Here is a 20,465-nt window from a genome sequence, read left to right as displayed (position 1 = left end):
ACTGAAAGTATGAGGTTACTAGCAATGAAAATGAAACAAATTAGTGATACAACTTTGAAAATCACGATGTCTTTAGAGGATTTGATGGATCGAGGCATGGAGATTGCTGACTTTCTTGTTCCTCAAGAAAAAACAGAAGAGTTCTTTTATGCTATCTTGGATGAGTTAGAGATGCCTGATAGCTTTCTAGATACAGGTATGTTGAGCTTCCGTGTGACTCCAAAACCTGATAAGGTAGATGTCTTTGTAACCAAATCAAAGATTGACCAAAATCTAGATTTTGAAGACTTATCGGATTTACCAGATATGGAAGAATTGGCTCAAATGTCGCCAGATGAATTTATCAAAACCTTGGAAAAGAGCATTGCAGAAAAGACTAAAGATGATATTGAAGCGATTCAATCTTTAGAGCAAGTCGAAGCCAAGGAAGAAGAGCAGGAGCAAGCTGAACAAGAAGTTGAGAACAAGAAAGAGCCCTACATCTATTACATCCTTTCTTTTTCTAAGTTAGCTGATTTGGTGGCTTTTTCAAAGACAGTGACTTTTGAGATGGAAACTTCTGAACTCTACAAAATGAACGAGCGCTATTATTTGACCATTCTAGTGGATATTGAAAATCATCCAAGTCCATATCCAGCTTGGCTTTTGGCTCGTATGCGCGAGTTTGCGGACGATAGTGACATCAGTCGCTCGGTCTTGCAAGAGTATGGTCAAGTCTTGATGAATCACGATGCAGTACTTAATCTGCAAAAGATTGGATAATCCTTTCTGGAAAATTATTTCTAGATTTTAGGAAGAGCGAATCATCTGATTCGTTTTTTCTTTTTATACTGAAATAGTGATTTACTATAATAGGAATTTTCACAAAATTCTGTTATAATGGCTATATTAGAAAATTTCGAGGAGACAAACATGACAGTTAAAATTGCTTTACTAGGATTTGGTACCGTTGCAAGTGGCGTGCCTTTCCTCCTAAAGGAAAATGGAGAAAAAATCAATCAATCAGCACATTCAGATATCGAAGTTGCCAAGGTATTGGTCAAGGATGAAGATGAAAAGAATCGCTTGCTTGCAGCAGGGAATGACTTTAACTTTGTAACCAATGTAGATGATATTTTATCAGATCAAGACATTACGATCGTAGTGGAATTGATGGGACGTATCGAACCTGCTAAAACCTTTATCACTCGTGCCTTGGAGGCTGGCAAACACGTTGTTACTGCTAACAAGGACCTTTTGGCTGTCCATGGCGCAGAATTGTTAGAAATCGCTCAAGCTAACAAGGTAGCACTTTACTACGAAGCAGCGGTAGCTGGTGGTATTCCAATTCTTCGTACCTTGGCAAATTCCTTGGCTTCAGATAAAATCACGCGAGTGCTTGGAGTAGTCAACGGAACTTCTAACTTCATGATGACCAAAATGGTGGAAGAAGGCTGGTCATACGATGATGCTCTTGCGGAAGCGCAAAGACTTGGATTTGCAGAAAGTGACCCGACAAATGACGTAGATGGAATTGATGCAGCCTACAAGATGGTGATTTTGAGCCAATTTTCCTTTGGCATGAAGGTTGCATTTGACGATGTAGCCCACAAGGGAATTCGTAACATCACACCAGAAGATGTAGCTGTAGCCCAAGAACTTGGCTATGTAGTGAAATTGGTTGGTTCTATCGAGGAAACTCCTTCAGGAATTGCTGCAGAAGTGACTCCAACCTTCCTACCTAAAGCACACCCGCTTGCCAGTGTGAATGGGGTAATGAACGCTGTTTTTGTAGAATCTATCGGTATTGGTGAGTCTATGTACTACGGACCAGGTGCAGGCCAAAAACCAACTGCAACAAGTGTTGTGGCGGACATTGTCCGTATCGTTCGTCGCTTGAATGATGGTACCATTGGCAAAGACTTCAACGAATATAGCCGTGACTTGGTCTTGGCAAATCCAGAGGATGTCAAAGCAAATTACTACTTCTCAATCTTGGCACCAGACTCAAAAGGTCAGGTCTTGAAGTTGGCTGAAATCTTTAATGCCCAAGAAATTTCCTTTAAGCAAATTCTCCAAGATGGAAAAGATGGTGACAAGGCGCGTGTTGTGATCATCACACACAAGATTAATAAAGCCCAGCTTGAAAATGTCTCAGCTGAATTGAAGAAGGTTTCAGAATTCGACCTCTTGAATACCTTCAAGGTGCTAGGAGAATAAGATGAAGATTATTGTACCTGCAACCAGTGCCAATATCGGGCCAGGTTTTGACTCGGTCGGTGTAGCTGTAACCAAGTATCTTCAAATCGAGGTTTGCGAAGAACGAGAAGAGTGGCTGATTGAACACCAGATTGGCAAATGGATTCCTCATGACGAGCGTAATCTCTTGCTCAAAATTGCTTTGCAAATTGTACCAGATTTACAATCAAGACGTTTGAAAATGACTAGTGATGTTCCCTTGGCGCGTGGTTTGGGTTCTTCCAGCTCGGTTATTGTAGCTGGGATTGAACTAGCCAACCAATTGGGGCAACTCAACTTGTCAGACCATGAAAAATTGCAGTTGGCGACCAAGATTGAAGGACACCCTGATAATGTAGCTCCAGCCATTTATGGTAATCTCGTTATTGCAAGCTCAGTTGATGGACAAGTTTCTGCTATCGTAGCAGACTTCCCAGAGTGTGATTTCCTAGCCTACATTCCAAACTATGAATTGCGTACTCGAGACAGCCGTGGCGTCTTACCTAAGAAATTGTCTTACAAGGAAGCTGTTGCAGCTAGTTCTATCGCCAATGTGGCGGTTGCGGCCTTGTTGGCAGGAGACATGGTGACAGCTGGGCAAGCAATCGAGGGAGACCTCTTCCATGAACGCTATCGTCAGGACTTGGTGAGAGAATTTGCGACGATTAAGCAAGTAGCCAAAGAAAATGGTGCCTATGCAACCTATCTCTCTGGTGCCGGGCCGACAGTTATGATCTTGGCTTCTCATGGCAAGATGCCAACGATTAAGGCAGAATTGGAAAAGCAACCTTTCAAAGGCAAACTGCATGACTTGAAGGTTGATACCCAAGGTGTCCGTGTAGAAGCAAAATAAAGAATAGAAGATAGGATGGGGAAAGTCTCGACTAGGGGCCTTCCTATCCTTTTTTTGAAAAGAAGTTTATACTCAATGAAAATCAAAGAGCAAACTAGGAAACTAGCCGCAGGTTGCTCAAAGCACTGCTTTGAGGTTGTAGATAAGACTGACGAAGTCAGCTCAAAACAGTGTTTTGAGGTTGTGGATAGAACTGACGAAGTTAGCTCAAAATACTGTTTTGAGGTTGCAGATGTAAGGTGACGTGGTTTGAAGAGATTTTCGAAGAGTATTAGTTAAAAACTTGATAAAGGAGAAATAAAGATGACAGAAATTTATCTAGCAGGCGGTTGTTTTTGGGGCCTAGAGGAATATTTTTCACGCATTTCTGGAGTGCTAGCAACCAGTGTTGGCTACGCTAATGGGCAAGTCGAAACGACCAATTACCAGTTGCTCAAGGAAACAGACCATGCAGAAACGGTTCAAGTGATTTACGATGAGAAGGAAGTAGCATTCAGAGAGATTTTACTTTATTATTTCCGTGTCATCGACCCTTTATCCATCAATCAACAAGGGAATGACCGTGGACGTCAGTATCGGACCGGTATATATTACCAGGATGAAGCAGACTTGCCAGCTATCTACACAGTGGTGCAGGAGCAGGAGCGCATGCTTGGTCGAAAGATTGCAGTGGAAGTGGAGAAACTACGTCATTACATTCTAGCTGAAGATTACCACCAAGACTATCTTAAGAAAAATCCTTCAGGTTATTGTCATATCGATGTGACTGATGCTGAGAAGCCATTGATTGATGCCTCTAACTATGAAAAGCCTAGTCAAGAGATGTTAAAGGAAAGTTTATCAGAAGAATCCTATCGTGTTACCCAAGAAGCTGCTACAGAGGCTCCATTTACCAATGCCTATGACCAAACCTTTGAAGAAGGGATTTATGTAGACATCACGACGGGTGAGCCACTCTTTTTCGCCAAGGATAAGTTTGCCTCAGGATGTGGTTGGCCAAGTTTTAGCCGTCCGATTTCCAAGGAATTGATTCATTATTACAAGGACATGAGCCATGGAATGGAGCGAATCGAGGTTCGTTCTCGGTCAGGCAATGCTCACTTGGGTCATGTTTTCACAGATGGCCCTCGGGAGTTAGGTGGCCTCCGTTACTGTATCAACTCTGCCTCTCTGCGCTTTGTGGCCAAGGATGAGATGGAAGAGGAAGGATATAGTTATCTATTGCCTTACTTAAACAAATAAAACAGAGATGGTGGGCGCTTCCCACTTTCTTCATTTCTAGAATACGAATAGAAGGGATTTATGAAACACTTATTATCTTACTTCAAACCCTACATTAAGGAATCGATTTTAGCCCCTCTGTTCAAGCTGTTAGAAGCTGTGTTTGAGCTCTTGGTTCCCATGGTGATTGCTGGGATTGTTGACCAATCCTTGCCTCAGAGAAATCAAGGGCATCTCTGGATGCAGATTGGCCTGCTCCTTATATTTGCAGTGATTGGCGTTTTAGTGGCCTTGATAGCTCAATTTTACTCAGCAAAGGCAGCAGTAGGTTTTGCCAAGGAATTGACAAACGATCTTTATCGTCATATTCTTTCCTTGCCCAAGGATAGTAGAGATCGTCTGACCACTTCTAGCTTGGTGACTCGCTTGACTTCAGATACCTACCAGATTCAGACTGGTATCAATCAATTCCTGCGTCTCTTTTTGCGAGCGCCTATTATCGTTTTTGGGGCAATCTTTATGGCCTATCGCATCTCAGCTGAGCTGACTTTCTGGTTCTTGGTCATGGTTGTCATTTTGACCATCGTCATTGTAGGACTCTCTAGACTGGTTAATCCTCTCTACAGTAGTCTTAGAAAGAAAACGGACCAACTGGTTCAGGAAACACGCCAGCAATTACAAGGGATGCGGGTTATTCGTGCTTTTGGTCAAGAAAAACGAGAGTTACAAATTTTTCAAACCCTTAACCAAGTCTATGCTAGATTACAAGAAAAGACAGGTTTCTGGTCTAGTTTATTAACACCTCTGACCTATCTGATTGTTAATGGAACTCTTCTCGTTATTATCTGGCAAGGCTATATTTCTATTCAAGGAGGATTGCTAAGTCAAGGTGCTCTCATTGCCCTTATTAATTATCTCCTACAGATCTTGGTGGAATTGGTCAAGCTCGCCATGCTGATCAATTCTCTAAACCAGTCTTACATCTCTGCTAAGCGAATCGAGGAAGTCTTTGCTGAAGCTCCAGAGGATATCCATTCAGAATTAGAGAAAAAGCAAGTTACCAGTGATCAGATTATACAAGTTCAAGAACTGACCTTTACCTATCCTGATGCGGCCCAGCCTTCTTTGAGAGACATTTCCTTTGATATGCAGCAAGGGCAAATCCTTGGTATTATTGGGGGAACAGGTTCTGGTAAATCAAGCTTAGTACAACTCATCCTTGGACTTTATCCAGCAGACAAGGGGAGCATAGACCTTTATCGAGATGGATTTAGTCCTCGTAATCTTGAGCAGTGGCGGTCTTGGATTGCCTATGTGCCCCAAAAAGTCGAACTCTTTAAGGGAACTATTCGTTCCAACTTGACTCTAGGTTTCAATCAAGAAGTAAGAGACCAAGAACTCTGGCAAGCCTTGGAAATCGCGCAAGCCAAGGATTTTGTCAGTGAAAAGGAAGGACTCTTGGATGCCCTAGTTGAGGCAGGAGGTCGAAATTTCTCAGGTGGACAAAAACAACGGTTGTCTATCGCACGAGCAGTCTTGCACCAGGCACCGTTTCTCATCTTAGATGATGCTACCTCGGCACTGGACACTATCACTGAGTCCAAACTCTTGAAAGCTATTCGAGAAAATTTGCCAAATACGAACTTAATTTTGATTTCTCAACGAACATCGACTTTACAGATGGCAGACCAGATTCTCCTCTTAGAAAAAGGTGATCTCCTAGCTATCGGCAAGCACGAGGACTTGATGAAATCTAGTCAAGTCTATCGTGAAATCAATGCATCCCAACATGGAAAGGAGGACTAGCATGAGACGACAAACTGCAAACCAGACTCTCAAACGTTTGGCCAAAGATTTAGCAAGCCATCCCTTCCTCCTTTTTCTAGCCTTTCTAGGAACTATTGCCCAAGTTGGTTTATCAATTTACCTACCTATTCTGATTGGGCAGGTCATCGACCAAGTCCTAGTGGCTGGTTCTTCACCAGTTTTTTGGCAGATCTTTATTCAAATGATCTTGGTGGTCATAGGAAATACCCTTGTGCAGTGGGCCAATCCTCTCCTCTATAATCGCCTAATTTTCTCTTATACCAGAGACTTACGAGAGCGAATCATCCATAAGCTCCATCGTTTACCGATTGCCTTTGTGGATCGGCAAGGCAGTGGGGAGATGGTCAGTCGGGTGACAACAGACATAGAACAGTTGGCAGCTGGCTTGATCATGATCTTTAACCAATTCTTCATTGGTGTCTTGATGATTTTAGTCAGCATTCTAGCCATGATTCAAATTCATCTCCTCATGACTCTTTTGGTCTTGCTGTTGACGCCACTGTCTATGGTAATCTCACGCTTTATTGCCAAACGCTCCTATCATCACTTCCAAAAGCAAACAGAGACGAGGGGAATTCAGACTCAGTTGATTGAAGAATCGTTGAGCCAGCAGACCATTATCCAGTCCTTTAATGCTCAAGAAGATTTTATCCAAAGACTGCACGAGGCGAATGCCAACTATGCAGGTTATTCGCAGTCAGCTATCTTTTATTCTTCAACGGTCAATCCTTCGACTCGCTTTGTCAATGCGCTTATTTATGCCCTTCTAGCTGGAGTGGGAGCTTATCGTATCATGATGGGTTCCACCTTGACCATTGGGCGTTTAGTGACTTTTTTGAACTATGTTCAACAGTACACCAAGCCTTTTAACGATATTTCTTCAGTGCTAGCTGAGTTGCAAAGTGCTCTGGCTTGTGCAGAGCGCGTCTATGCTGTCTTAGAAAGTCCTGAGGTTGCTGAAACAGGCAAGGAAGTCTTGACCAGTGACCAAGTTAAGGGAGCTATTTCCTTTAAACATGTCTCTTTTGGTTACCATCCTGAAAAGATTTTGATTAAGGACTTATCTATCGCTATTCCAGCTGGTAGCAAGGTTGCCATTGTTGGTCCGACAGGTGCTGGCAAATCAACCCTTATCAATCTCCTCATGCGTTTTTATCCCATTAATTCAGGAGATATCTTGCTGGATGGGAAATCCATTTATGACTATAGTCGTGCCTCTTTACGCCAGCAGTTTGGCATGGTGCTCCAAGAAACCTGGCTCAAGCAAGGGACTATTCATGACAATATTGCCTTTGGAAATCCTAAAGCCAGTAGGGAGCAGGTGATTACTGCTGCCAAAGCAGCCAATGCGGACTTTTTCATCCAACAGTTGCCACAGGGATACGATACCAAGTTGGAAAATGCAGGAGAATCTCTCTCTGTTGGGCAAGCCCAGCTCCTGACCATCGCCCGAGTCTTTCTGGCTATTCCAAAGATTCTTATCTTAGACGAAGCAACTTCATCCATCGATACGCGGACAGAAGTGCTGGTACAGGATGCCTTTGCTAAACTCATGAAGGGGCGTACAAGCTTTATCATTGCTCACCGTTTGTCAACTATTCAGGATGCAGATTTGATTCTTGTCTTGGTGGATGGCGATATTGTGGAGCATGGCAATCATCAGGACCTCATGGCTAGAAAAGGCAAGTATTACCAAATGCAGCAAGCTGCAGCTTTTAGCTCTGAATAAGCCATTCTCTTTTGAAAGTTTATGGACGAAAAAAGTTGCCTTCGGGTGACTTTTTTGTTACAATAGCTAGAAAAATTGTTCACTGTAAATTGTCTTTTAGAAAAGGAGCCTAGAATGAAAGTCTTTCATCATGTAAATATCGTGACTTGTGACAAAGATTTCCATGTTTATCTAGATGGAATCTTAGCTGTTAAGGATTCTCAAATAGTCTATGTCGGTCAAGAGCAGTCAGAGATTTTAGAGCAAGCTGAGCAGATTATAGACTATCAGGGGGCCTGGATTATGCCTGGTTTGGTCAATTGTCACACCCATTCTGCTATGACAGGATTGAGAGGAATTCGAGATGATAGCAATCTCCATGAATGGCTTAATGACTATATCTGGCCAGCAGAAGCAGGATTTACTCCCGACATGACTACAAGAGCGGTTAAAGAAGCTATGATAGAGATGCTCCAGTCGGGAACAACAACCTTTAACGATATGTATAATCCCAATGGTGTGGATATTGAACGGATTTATCAGGCAGTGAAAACTTCCAAGATGCGTTGTTATTTCTCACCGACTCTTTTTTCTTCAGAGGCAGAGACAACTGCTGAGACCATAAGCAGAACTCGAGCAATCATTGAGGAAATTATTGGATATAAAAATCCAAATTTCAAGGTGATGGTAGCCCCACATTCTCCCTACAGCTGTGATAGAGACTTGCTGGAAGAAAGTTTAGACATGGCAAAAGAGCTTGCTATTCCAATCCATATCCACGTGGCGGAGACCAAGGAGGAGTCAGGAATTATCCTGAAACGATACGGCAAACGCCCCCTCGCCTTTCTTGAAGAACTGGGTTACTTAGATCATCCGTCTGTCTTTGCTCACGGGGTCGAATTAAACGAGAGAGAAATTGAACGCTTGGCAACTTCTCAAGTGTCTATTGCCCACAATCCTATTAGTAACCTCAAACTGGCATCAGGGATTGCTCCTATCATTCAACTGCAAAAAGCAGGAGTAGCAGTCGGAATTGCGACGGATTCGGTTGCCTCCAATAACAATCTAGATATGTTTGAGGAAGGACGGACTGCAGCCCTTCTTCAGAAGATGAAAAGTGGGGATGCCAGCCAATTCCCTATTGAAACAGCTCTCAAGGCACTAACAATCGAAGGGGCTAAGGTCCTAGGAATGGAAAATCAGATAGGAAGTCTAGAAGTCGGCAAGAAGGCAGATTTTCTCGTTATTCAACCACAAGGCAAAATTCATCTCCAACCTCAGGAAAATATGCTTTCTCACCTCGTCTATGCTGTTAAATCCAGTGACGTTGATGATGTTTATATCGCTGGAGAACAGGTTGTTAAGCAAGGCCAAGTCCTAACAGTAGAACTTTAAAAGAAAAATCACGAAAAAAGTTTGCAAAAGTCTTGCATTCTTTTTTTGACTATGCTATACTTATATACGGTTTGAAAAAACTGCCTAAGACAGTAGGGGAGTTCGACTCATAAATATCCTACCGAGGACAAAACGTATCATGTAAAAAGAAGCGTATTGTACTTTCGTGTCTAGGTTTGGGCGCGTTTTTCTTTTGAAAAATTTCCCCAAGCAAAATAATAACGGAGGTGAACACACTAATGAGTGAAGCAATTATTGCTAAAAAAGCGGAACTAGTTGACGTAGTAGCTGAAAAAATGAAAGCTGCTGCATCTATCGTCGTTGTAGACGCTCGTGGTTTGACAGTTGAGCAAGATACAGTTCTTCGTCGTGAGCTTCGTGGAAGCGAAGTTGAGTATAAAGTGATTAAAAACTCAATCTTGCGTCGTGCAGCTGAAAAAGCTGGTCTTGAAGATCTTGCATCTGTATTTGTTGGACCATCTGCAGTAGCATTTTCTAACGAAGATGTTATCGCACCAGCGAAAATCTTGAACGACTTTTCTAAAAACGCTGAAGCACTTGAAATCAAAGGTGGTGCAATCGAAGGCGCTGTCGCATCTAAAGAAGAGATTCTTGCTCTTGCAACTCTTCCAAACCGCGAAGGACTTCTTTCTATGCTCCTTTCTGTACTTCAAGCGCCAGTGCGCAACGTTGCTCTTGCAGTCAAAGCGGTTGCAGACAACAAAGAAGACGCAGCTTAATCTTAAGCTACGCAGCGTAGCCTAGCTACGAAAATCTATTATAAATTTAAAACATATTTGGAGGAAATAACAATGGCATTGAACATTGAAAACATTATTGCTGAAATTAAAGAAGCTTCAATCCTTGAATTGAACGACCTTGTAAAAGCTATCGAAGAAGAATTTGGTGTAACTGCAGCTGCTCCTGTAGCTGTTGCTGCAGCTGGTGCTGCTGACGCTGGTGCTGCTAAAGATTCATTCGACGTTGAACTGACATCTGCAGGCGACAAAAAAGTTGGCGTTATCAAAGTTGTACGTGAAATCACAGGTCTTGGACTTAAAGAAGCTAAAGAACTTGTTGACGGTGCACCAGCACTTGTTAAAGAAGGCGTTGCAACTGCAGAAGCTGAAGAAATCAAAGCTAAATTGGAAGAAGCTGGAGCTTCAGTTACTCTTAAATAAGAGGCATATACCAATTAGAATTCGGGATACTATAGTATCAGCCTTTTAGAATCGTGAACACATTTTAGAAACTGATAAATTAATTTAGTTTCCTACCAAAAACCCTACCAAAAATTAATTTGGCAGGGTTTTTCTTTTTAATAAAATTATTTTGGAGAACAGGGTTCGTTTTAAATGACCAGAAGTAAGCTATGTATAGATTCGAATTATAGTAGAATTTCGTATTTCAAATTTTGTAGAAATTTTTAAGACCCCTGACTATCGTTGTCACTATTTTGCAAAACATAAAAAATCAGAGTCAGATTTAGATTTTGCGGAATTTGTCTTTCAAAATCGGGGAAATCCAGATGAATTACAACACCAATTTGGTTTTATCTATGGTGTTCAGACTGATGACAATCCACCCCAAGCTTTAGCTCGTTTTCGTCAGAATGAAATTACAAAAGAAGAAATGCTTGCTGAGTTTAGAAACCCCTATTCTTTTAAATAATTATCCATTCACAACCAATCTTTTTGTGATATAATGAAAATAGAGAAGGTTTATCAATCAAAAACAGGAGAGGAGTTACAAAAATGGCAGTAGTATCATTGGAAAATAATATTAAACTATATAGTTCAGAATTATTTCAAGCACTGTTAAAAGCCTCCAATTATAAATTGGATGAGCGTATTGCTCAGACTGTTACAGAAGTCTATGCTCGTAATCTAGATTATTCTGATCCTGAACGGATGCATGTTGGTGTAACTTCTGTTGCTAACAATTTGCTTACAAAAATTAAACAAGAGTATTTTAATGTATAGTATTTTGAAAAGCCACCGAAAAAGGAATTACTCTTTAAGGTGGCTTTTATAGAAGTAAAGTTTAGGCTAGAAAAACAAGAAATAACGCACCATTTTTGGTGCGTTTTGCTTTTTTATGCTATAATGGATTTATAAAAATAAAGGAGTTTGCCATGATTGGAAAGAACATAAAATCCTTACGTAAAACACATGACTTAACACAACCCGAATTTGCCCAAATTATAGGAATTTCTCGCAATAGCTTGAGTCGTTATGAAAATGGAACTAGTCCAGTCTCTACGGAACTAATAGATATCATTTGTCAGAAGTTTAATGTATCTTATGTTGATATCGTAGGAGAAGACAAAATGCTCAATCCTGTTGAAGATTATGAATTGACTTTAAAAATTGAAATTGTGAAAGAACGAGGTGCTAATCTATTATCTCGACTCTATCGTTATCAAGATAGTCAGGGAATTAGCATTGATGATGAATCTAATCCTTGGATTTTAATGAGTGATGATCTATCTGACTTGATTCATACGAATATCTATTTAGTAGAAACTTTTGATGAAATAGAGAGATATATCGGTTATTTGGATGGAATTGAACGTATGTTAGAGATATCTGAAAAACGGATGGTAGCCTAATGGAAATCCAAGATTATACCGATAGTGAATTCAAACATGCTTTGGCACGGAATCTTCGTTCTCTGACAAGAGGAAAAAAGTTCAGTAAGCAACCTATAGCGATTTTGCTTGGAGGGCAAAGTGGTGCTGGCAAGACTACAATTCATCGTATTAAACAGAAAGAATTTCAAGGAAATATTGTTATCATAGATGGCGATAGTTTTCGTTCTCAGCATCCACACTATTTAGAACTGCAGCAAGAATATGGCAAAGATAGCGTTGAATACACCAAGGATTTTGCAGGGAAAATGGTAGAGTCTTTAGTAACCGAATTGAGTCATTTGGGATACAATCTTTTGATTGAGGGAACTTTACGAACGATAGATGTTCCAAAGAAAACAGCACAACTCTTGAAAAGTGAGGGATATGAAGTACAATTAGCCTTAATTGCGACAAAGCCCAAATTGTCCTATCTGAGCACCCTTATCCGATACGAAGAACTGTACGCTGTCAATCCAAATCAAGCACGCGCAACTCCAAAAGAACATCATGATTTCATTGTAAATCATCTAGTTGATAATACACGACAATTGGAAGAACTGGCTATCTTTGAAAGAATTCAAATTTATCAACGAGATAGAAGTTGTGTATATGATTCAGGAGAAGATAAAACTTCAGCAGCAGAAGTGCTACAAGAATGCCTCTTCGGAAAATGGAGCAAGGTAGAGAAAGAGATGTTGAAGGTGGGGGAAAAGAGACTTAATGAATTACTTGAAAAATAAACAATTGATATTTTTAGGAGAGTAGAAGTGAGAGGATTTAATAACAAGATAAAGTTTGTTTATCAAGAACTAACAAATTCCAAAGAGAAATTCGGTAGCTTTCACAAGACTTTAATTCATTTGCATACACCTGCTTCTTATGATTACAAGCTATTTTCTAATTGGACTGCAACGAAATATAGAAAAATTACTGAAGATGAACTATATGATATATTTTTTGAAAATAAGAAAATAAAAGTTGATAAGACAATTTTTTTTAGTAATTTTGATAAGGTTGTTTTTTCTAGTTCAAAAGAATATATTAGTTTTCTTATGTTAGCAGAGGCAATCATAAAAAATGGAATAGAAATAGTTGTAGTAACTGATCATAATACTACCAAAGGTATTAAAAAGTTACAAATGGCAGTCTCAATCATAATGAAAAATTATCCGATTTATGATATACATCCTCATATTTTACATGGAGTAGAAATTAGTGCAGCAGATAAATTGCATATTGTATGTATATATGATTATGAACAAGAGTCATGGGTTAATCAATGGTTAAGTGAAAATATTATAAGTGAGAAAGATGGAAGTTATCAACATTCACTGACTATCATGAAAGATTTCAATAATCAAAAAATAGTTAATTATATTGCTCATTTCAATAGTTATAACATTTTGAAAAAAGGTTCTCACTTATCAGGTGCATATAAACGAAAAATTTTTTCTAAAGAAAACACACGATTTATTGGTGTTAAAAATATAAATTCTGTTGAAGGTTCTAGAAAAAAACTATTAACAGATTTTAATTGTGAGCCCAATTTTCTATTAGATAATGATTCTCACGAAATTGATTCACTCGGGAAGAACAATCTGTGGTTGAAAGGTGGAAAAATTTCTTTCAAGATGTTTCAAGAAGCATTGTTTGATTATAATGTATCAGTTAGTTTATGTGAGCCAAGCTTTAAACAAAAGTCCTATATAAAAGGATTATATATAGAAAATCGTGGGGAAAATAGAAGTTTTCTTGCAGGTGATAAGTTAAAAAAAGATAAAGACTTCTTTTTAACATTTTCACCATCTATGAATTGTTTAATTGGAGGGAGAGGTACAGGTAAAAGCACATTAATTGATATGTTACAATTTGTACTTTCTCAAGATTGTGATAAGCAAAGCAAATTGGAATTTCTATGTAACCATGCAAATGCTTTTGTACTCTATGTTTTAGAAGAAACTGAATATATTATTGAAGTTAGTTTGCCAGATGTCAAACAAGAAAATAAGGATAATATTTTACAATATTATGGGCAAAATCGAGAGAATAGGTTTGGCTATTCTTATATATTTAATTCTGACTCTATTAAAGAATGGACACGGTCTCAGTACACAAAAGTTTATAAAGTTGAAGGTAACCATTTTAAATTAGTTGATAAAACTAGAATTTTAGAGAAAATGTTTGATAGGAGATATTCTGTTAATGAGTTAGTTAAAACAGCTGACGGTGAAAAAATTACAGAATTTATTTCTAATTTAATGATTAAAAATAAAAAATTACCGAGACCAGACTATGGGCTAAGAACTCAGACACTCGAATCGTTTGAAGCAAAATTAAAGGAACTTGATGAATATTTAAAACAGCGGAAGCAATTAATACTCGAAATTATTGAGGATTTTAATGAAACTCAGATTGGTAAGTTAAGAATTTGTTATGAGCAAATTGATAGATGGGAAGAACCGCATTTCGAAAATTATCTTTTCAAGAATAATCGTTCTTCGTTTGATAATTATAGAATTAGTATGCAAGATGTAGCAGACGTTTTATATCTTATCTATCGGGAATTAGGATTGAAAGAATTTGTTAAAGTCATTGTAAGACAAAATATCCCTAATAAGTATTTTATGCTTTTAAAAAGTATCTCTGAAGATAATTTTGCAAAACAAGAAAATAATTGGAGAGATAAATCTGAAATTAATGGATACAACATTACGCATTTAAAAAAGAGTATCTACTCTTTAATTGAAAATAGTAGTTTATTAAATGAGTTTAAAAGAGTTTTAAAAGAGCATGTAGCTAATGAAAGGTTATTTTTGGAGTTTAATATTAACTCGAAAGAATCTTCGCACCAACTTGATATTGTCTATAAAGAAGTTGGTGTATTAAGTTTGGGACAAAAAGTTGTAGCCATGCTTGATTTTTTATTAGCATATAGTGATTATTCTAAAGACTTCAGACCATTGATTATTGATCAGCCTGAAGACAATCTAGACAATCGTTATATTTACAGGCATTTAGTTCAGCAGTTTAGAGATGTGAAAGCTCAACGTCAAATTATTTTAGCAACACATAATGCTACAATTGTAACAAATTCTATGACAGATCAAGTTGTTATTATGGAGTCAGATGGAGTTAACGGATGGATTGAATCACAGGGATATGTTAGTGAAAAATATATAAAAAATCATATCATCAATCAATTAGAGGGAGGAAAAGATTCCTTCAAGCATAAAATGTCTATATATGAGACGGCTTTATCAGAGTAGAGTCAGAAAAAGTAGGTTAGAAATTTAGCCTACTTTTTTCTTTGTCCGACAGGCATAGTGTACATCTGAGGTACAAGTCCTCTGTGGATATTTGTTGCAGCAATCTAAATCGTTTGATGATTTTTTAGAGAAAGCAAAGCAGTTGTATGTTCAGATTGATTTTAGTCAAAAGCATAGCCGTTTTTTGATGACAGATAGAACGATGATAAAACCAATTCGAGGACGCCAACTCAGCAAACGAGATTTATATGATGAAGAATTTTTTAGAATACATTTTGCCAAACAAGAGATTGAAAGTCGTTTAGAATTTTTGTTGAACCGTGTCAATTCTTTAGAAGATTTAATAACAAAAGCAAAAGAATTGAATCTAACCATTGACTTAAAACAAAAAAATGTAACTTTTATCCTGGAAGAAGATAATCAAAAGATAAGCCTGAATCATAAAAAAATTAGCGATAAGAAATTGTACGATGTTCAATTTTTTAATCGTTATTTTGAAGATAGAGAAGTTAGAGATATTCAAGCATTAGAAAATCTTCAGGAAGATTTTCAGACTTTTCGAGAGGAGCAGCATAAGGAGAAAGTCTCCGCTGAAGAAATCGAGGAAGCCTTCAAGAAATACAAGGAAAAACGAGATGCTATCCATGAGTTTGAGATTGAACTTACGGATAATCAGATAGAGAAGTTGGTTGATGATGGTATCTATATCCGGGTTTCGTTTGGTATTAAACAGAGTGGACTCATCTTTATTCCTAACTACCAGCTAGATATTTTTGAGGAAGACAATCAGAAAAAATATAAAGTCTACATTCGAGAAACGTCTTTTTACTTTGTCTATAATAAAGAAAACAAGGATAATAATTGTTTCATCAAGGGTAGGACTTTAATCAGATAATTGAGCAACGATAGCCAAAAACTCCCATATAGACGACCAACTTTAAAAAGTCTTTAAGACAAGATTTCTGAAATTAATCTTATGATTGAACTATCTAACACGAACAAACAATACCAAGAAATCAAAGATGAGCTTGTATTAGAAATTGCAGAGATTGATATGAAGCTAGAAGAAACCCAAGAAAAAATCGCCACCTTAAACAAGATGGTGGAAGTCCTTATCAATTTGAAGAGTGAAGATCATGAGACTAGAAAATTAGCTAAGTATGATTTTGCCCAAATGAACATGACGGAATCAATAACGTTAGATCGACTCAATACAGATATTTTAAAATTACAACAGGAACTTGGTAATGAAATTAATGAATATGAGGAGATAGCTAGAAGACAGGATTCGTTTGTGAAAATTATTAATACCAATAAATTTACAGTCCTAAAATTTCACGAGAATGCTTTACTAGAATAATAGTATTTACGACTAATTCGTTAAAATATAGAGAATAATTTCATTTATTTTTTATTTACTAGTTTATTAAAATGATCAGTATGGTGTAATCTTAACTTGTCTTCTCTTAAAATATCGAGAACTTGTATGGCCTGTTTCATTTTTTCAATTCCACTACTTAATTGGCGTTTAAATTCATAGTATCCAGTTGCATAGAGAAAAACTGTCTGTTCATAGAAGTTAAATTCATTATCTAATAATGTTTTTATCTCACTAATTAAATAGGAACAATTAGAAAATTTTTCCTCATCTATACTAAGAATTAAACAATTTATAGCAAGTTGAGTGACCATTCGTTTATTGGTTTTATTCAGAGAAGAGTAGATATAATTCTTTAACAATTCCTTTGTCAATAAGAAGTAGGAATTGTAGTTAATTGTTCGTGCACAGTTACCAAATATAATAATCTCATAGTAACCCCATTTTTCGACTTTAAAAAGATAGTCTGTCAGTTGAAGTAGTTCTTCATCTGATGGAATGATCCTCGAATCCATTGTGTGCAGAATGGATTTTACCATAGTTTTCTCTAAAGGATCTAGAGTGTAATTTGTAGTGTCAGATAGTAGGCACGCTATATTATCAATACTTTGTGATGAGTATTGTTTACGAATATATTGAACTAGGTTAGCAAATGATTCACTATTGGTGTAGTCATCATCGTGTAAAATAAGAAACTCATCTAGGGTAACGTGCAACTTGTCTAAAATATTGATTAGTCTAATACATGAGATTTCTGATTCTCCACGTTCGAATCGAGATATTTGAGATTTAGAAAGATGCTCGTCAGCAACAGAACATAAACTGATTTGTTTTCCTTTACGAACTTTTCTGAGTGTGATACCAAGTTTTGATTTCATAATTTTCCCGTTTTCCCAACAAAAAAGTAATTGATTCTTATTTATTGTACAATAAATAAAAACTGAAAGGAAGTCTAAATATGAAGAAAATTTTAAAAAATTCCCCAATTTTATTGTTGGTAATGGATATTATTATTGTCGGTGGATAAAATGTTTAGGTGTATACCTAAGAGTCTGGGACAAAAAGATTTTGATTTTAGGAATTCTTGATTATAAATTTTAAAAATCGATAGATTAGACAAAAAAGCGAATAAGACAGAATTCTGAGTGTCAGATAACTCGTTTTGTTAGCTTTTTATATTTAAGGTTAGACTTTTGTCCCAGACTCTTAGTACTGGTTGGAGGATACGATGAAAGATAGTATGGTTAATTATTGGTTAAATTATTTTCCGGAGTATAGTTTAGAAACGTTTGAAGTAGAATAGATATTAAGGGCCTATCTTTCTCTTATTCCAAAGACTCAGCTCCTGTAATAGAAAATTTAAATTTGACTATTGATTCAGGACAGAGAATTGCACTAGTCGGTCAACCGGGGTCAGGAAAAAGTACGTTATCAAAAATACCATCAGGATTATATAAGATTGATACAGGAAAAGTTTTATTTGATGGTGTAAATATTAATCAAATAGATAAAAAAATATTAAGTCAAAATTTAGGAGTAGTTCCACAGGATTCATTTTTATTGAACAGAAGTATTCTTGATAATATAACTTTAAAGCACGAAGTTACTTCACAAAAGATAGAGGAAGTTTGTAAAGCAGTTCAAATCTATGATGAAATCATGGCTATGCCGATGAAATTTAATACTATCATCTCAGAGATGGGTTCAAATATTTCAGGTATTCAAAGACAACGGATAGCACTGGCACGTGCATTAATAAATAATCCTAGTATTGTAATTTTAGATGAGGCAACTAGTGCATTAGACACTATTAATGAGGAAAGAATAACAAAGTATATAAAAAGTCAGGGCTGTACTCAAATAATTGTAGTTCACAGATTGTTATCGATTAAGGATGCGGGATATTATTTTTGTAATGAAAGGTGGTAAGATTGTTGAGTCAGGAAATCATAAGTACTTAATGGCTCTTGGTGGAGATGACTAGAGCTTATATACAAAAAGGAAATGAGGTGTACAGAAAATGAAGAAAGAAAATGAATATGTAATTTCAACAGCAGCCTCACTAGGGGTGATGATTGGAATAGTGTTTGCAATTTTTTTAGATTTTCCAGTTGAATATGGTATTTCTTTAGGCTTGTTGAATGGAATAGTATTGGGTTCGCTGATTGTTTACAAAAACAATAATAATTAAGCATAATTTTTTGCTGTAAACTAACGAGTAGAGATGGCTATAGTTGAAATTATAAATCTAACAAAAAACTTTAAAGATATTGAAGTTATTCATAACACTTCATTTTATTTAAATAATAGAGCGACTACATTAGTAGCTTAAAAACATGATTAAACCGTTATTCTTAGGACTAGCGGTTTTTATTTTTATGTGCCAGGGGGCAAAAAAGGGGGCGAGTAAGTAATTTTCCAACTGTTTAATTCAAGCTAAAAATCCCCAATCGTAGTGATTGAGGATTGAGCAAATAAATCTTAAACAATACCTTGTGCAATCATAGCGTTTGCTACATTTTCAAAGGCAGCAATGTTTGCTCCTGCAAGGTAGTCTTTATCAAGACCATATGTTTCTGAAGTTGTTTTAGCTGTGTTAAAGATGTTTGTCATGATGTCTTTGAGACGTCCATCAACTTCTTCACGAGTCCATGAGAGGCGAAGGCTATTTTGGCTCATTTCAAGGGCGGAAACGGCTACACCACCAGCGTTGGCAGCTTTGGCAGGTCCGTAGAAGATACCATTTTCCTTGTAAACTTTGATGGCATCAAGGTCGCTTGGCATGTTGGCACCTTCAGATACACAGATAACGCCTTGAGCAACCAAACGTTTAGCTGCTTCACCGTTGATTTCGTTTTGAGTCGCACATGGAAGAGCGATGTCATAGTTTCCAGCGTAAGTCCATACAGAACCTTCATGATAAGTAGCAGTTGCTTTTTCAGCAGCATACTCAGTCAAACGAGCACGACGTTTTTCTTTAACATCTACTAAAAGATCGAAGTCAATACCGTTTTCATCGATGACATAACCATTTGAGTCAGAAACAGAGATAACTGTTGCACCGAGTTCAATCGCTTTTTGAAGAGCGTATTGAGCAACGTTACCAGAACCTGAAATGACCACTTTCTTACCAGCAAAGCTATTACCGTTAGCTTTGAGCATTTCTTCAGTGTAATAAACCAAACCGTAACCAGTTGCTTCTGGACGAATCAAGCTACCACCAAATCCAAGAGGTTTACCAGTCAAGACACCAGCATCAAATTGATTAAGGCGTTTGTACTGACCGTAAAGGTAACCAATCTCACGTCCACCAACACCGATATCACCAGCAGGTACGTCAAGTGATGGTCCGATGTGTTTTTGCAATTCAGTCATGAAGCTTTGGCAGAAGCGCATCACTTCAGCATCTGTTTTACCTTTAGGATCGAAGTCTGATCCACCTTTACCTCCACCGATAGGAAGTCCAGTCAAGACGTTTTTGAAGATTTGTTCAAATCCTAGGAATTTCAAAATCCCTTGGTTAACAGTTGGGTGGAAACGAAGTCCGCCTTTGTATGGTCCAACAGCTGAGTTGAATTGAACACGGTAACCACGGTTTACTTGAACTTTTCCATCACGGTCAACCCAAGGAACACGGAAAGAAATCACGCGCTCAGGCTCAGTAATACGTGCCAAGATATTTTCTTCGATATACTCAGGGTGTTTTTCAAATACAGGTTCCAAAGTGTTGAAAAATTCTTCAACAGCTTGGAGGAATTCAGCCTCGTGCCCGTTACGAGCTTTTACAGTTTCAAACACGCTTTGGATATATTCTTTAGCAGATGTCATATCGTTCTCCTTTTATTGTCATATTTTATTACATGAGTCATTATAGCAGAATTTTTTTTCACTGTAAAGAAAAAAACAGAAATTTTCTAAAAATTCTTTCAATTCAGTTTTTGGGACTTTTTGAAAATAGATAAAAAAAC

General features: G+C 37.5%; 18 protein-coding genes, 1 pseudogene and 1 other annotated feature. Of the genes and pseudogenes, 17 read left to right on the top strand and 2 right to left on the bottom strand.

Annotated elements, in window-relative coordinates; translation table 11 throughout:
- Positions 1-24 precede the first annotated feature (24 nt).
- From mecA to OVN23_RS00970, 15 genes and pseudogenes are all read left to right on the top strand, one after another.
- Complete coding sequence (gene mecA, locus OVN23_RS01040; RefSeq protein ID WP_000782687.1) at positions 25-762, top strand: adaptor protein MecA; 738 nt, start codon at positions 25-27, stop codon at positions 760-762.
- Positions 763-912: 150 nt separating this feature from the next.
- Positions 913-2,199 (top strand): homoserine dehydrogenase, encoded by a 1,287-nt coding sequence (locus OVN23_RS01035; protein WP_173219105.1) that lies wholly within the window; start codon positions 913-915, stop codon positions 2,197-2,199.
- Between the two features lies 1 nt (position 2,200).
- A complete protein-coding gene (thrB, locus tag OVN23_RS01030) occupies positions 2,201-3,070 on the top strand; it encodes a homoserine kinase (protein ID WP_173219102.1) in 870 nt (289 codons plus the stop codon).
- Between the two features lie 75 nt (positions 3,071-3,145).
- Positions 3,146-3,313, top strand: a complete 168-nt coding sequence (locus tag OVN23_RS01025; protein WP_267240168.1) for a hypothetical protein — start codon at positions 3,146-3,148, stop codon at positions 3,311-3,313.
- Between the two features lie 60 nt (positions 3,314-3,373).
- Positions 3,374-4,312, top strand: coding sequence for a peptide-methionine (R)-S-oxide reductase MsrB (msrB, locus tag OVN23_RS01020; protein WP_173219099.1), 939 nt, complete (start codon positions 3,374-3,376; stop codon positions 4,310-4,312).
- 60 nt (positions 4,313-4,372) lie between these two features.
- Positions 4,373-6,097, top strand: a complete 1,725-nt coding sequence (locus OVN23_RS01015; RefSeq protein WP_173219096.1) for an ABC transporter ATP-binding protein — start codon at positions 4,373-4,375, stop codon at positions 6,095-6,097.
- Between the two features lies 1 nt (position 6,098).
- Positions 6,099-7,847: an ABC transporter ATP-binding protein gene (locus OVN23_RS01010; RefSeq protein ID WP_112444054.1), complete on the top strand. Its 1,749-nt coding sequence runs from the start codon at positions 6,099-6,101 to the stop codon at positions 7,845-7,847.
- 114 nt (positions 7,848-7,961) lie between these two features.
- Positions 7,962-9,221, top strand: a complete 1,260-nt coding sequence (locus tag OVN23_RS01005; protein WP_173219093.1) for a TRZ/ATZ family protein — start codon at positions 7,962-7,964, stop codon at positions 9,219-9,221.
- Between the two features lie 65 nt (positions 9,222-9,286).
- Positions 9,287-9,422: a sequence feature (ribosomal protein L10 leader region), on the top strand.
- Positions 9,423-9,460: 38 nt separating this feature from the next.
- A complete protein-coding gene (gene rplJ / locus OVN23_RS01000) occupies positions 9,461-9,961 on the top strand; it encodes a 50S ribosomal protein L10 (RefSeq protein ID WP_001287277.1) in 501 nt (166 codons plus the stop codon).
- Positions 9,962-10,033: 72 nt separating this feature from the next.
- Positions 10,034-10,402, top strand: a complete 369-nt coding sequence (rplL, locus tag OVN23_RS00995; protein ID WP_001196965.1) for a 50S ribosomal protein L7/L12 — start codon at positions 10,034-10,036, stop codon at positions 10,400-10,402.
- A gap of 573 nt (positions 10,403-10,975) precedes the next feature.
- Positions 10,976-11,203, top strand: coding sequence for a hypothetical protein (locus OVN23_RS00990; RefSeq protein WP_050243459.1), 228 nt, complete (start codon positions 10,976-10,978; stop codon positions 11,201-11,203).
- 152 nt (positions 11,204-11,355) lie between these two features.
- The gene (gene pezA / locus OVN23_RS00985) at positions 11,356-11,832 is read left to right on the top strand and encodes a type II toxin-antitoxin system antitoxin PezA (RefSeq protein ID WP_112445231.1); all 477 of its coding nucleotides are present in this window, start codon (positions 11,356-11,358) and stop codon (positions 11,830-11,832) included.
- Positions 11,832-12,593, top strand: a complete 762-nt coding sequence (gene pezT / locus OVN23_RS00980; protein ID WP_173253370.1) for a type II toxin-antitoxin system toxin PezT — start codon at positions 11,832-11,834, stop codon at positions 12,591-12,593. The genes pezA and pezT overlap by 1 nt, the downstream gene beginning before the upstream one ends.
- A gap of 27 nt (positions 12,594-12,620) precedes the next feature.
- Positions 12,621-15,119, top strand: coding sequence for a Spaf_1101 family AAA-like ATPase (locus OVN23_RS00975; RefSeq protein WP_267240167.1), 2,499 nt, complete (start codon positions 12,621-12,623; stop codon positions 15,117-15,119).
- Positions 15,120-15,207: 88 nt separating this feature from the next.
- Positions 15,208-16,479 (top strand): annotated as a pseudogene (locus OVN23_RS00970) (SAG1250 family conjugative relaxase); the annotation flags it as partial.
- A gap of 44 nt (positions 16,480-16,523) precedes the next feature.
- Here the strand turns inward: OVN23_RS00970 and OVN23_RS00965 are convergent.
- Positions 16,524-17,375 carry a helix-turn-helix domain-containing protein gene (locus OVN23_RS00965; RefSeq protein WP_050243183.1) on the bottom strand — a complete coding sequence of 284 codons (852 nt, stop codon included), beginning with the start codon at positions 17,373-17,375 and terminating at the stop codon, positions 16,524-16,526.
- 487 nt (positions 17,376-17,862) lie between these two features.
- Here OVN23_RS00965 and OVN23_RS00960 point away from each other — a divergent pair, with 487 nt between their 5' ends.
- On the top strand, positions 17,863-18,426 hold the full coding sequence (locus OVN23_RS00960; RefSeq protein WP_226946486.1) for an ATP-binding cassette domain-containing protein: 564 nt from the start codon (positions 17,863-17,865) through the stop codon (positions 18,424-18,426).
- A gap of 91 nt (positions 18,427-18,517) precedes the next feature.
- Complete coding sequence (locus OVN23_RS00955) at positions 18,518-18,688, top strand: hypothetical protein (protein ID WP_050243184.1); 171 nt, start codon at positions 18,518-18,520, stop codon at positions 18,686-18,688.
- 290 nt (positions 18,689-18,978) lie between these two features.
- On the opposite strand, the gene gdhA is transcribed toward OVN23_RS00955, so the two are convergent.
- On the bottom strand, positions 18,979-20,325 hold the full coding sequence (gdhA, locus tag OVN23_RS00950; RefSeq protein ID WP_267240166.1) for an NADP-specific glutamate dehydrogenase: 1,347 nt from the start codon (positions 20,323-20,325) through the stop codon (positions 18,979-18,981).
- Positions 20,326-20,465 lie beyond the last annotated feature (140 nt).

This window comes from Streptococcus sp. Marseille-Q6488 (assembly GCF_946902925.1).
Classification (GTDB): domain Bacteria; phylum Bacillota; class Bacilli; order Lactobacillales; family Streptococcaceae; genus Streptococcus.
The sequence above is the reverse complement of the archived record's forward strand: the minus strand, read 5'-3'. Positions and strand labels throughout refer to the sequence as shown.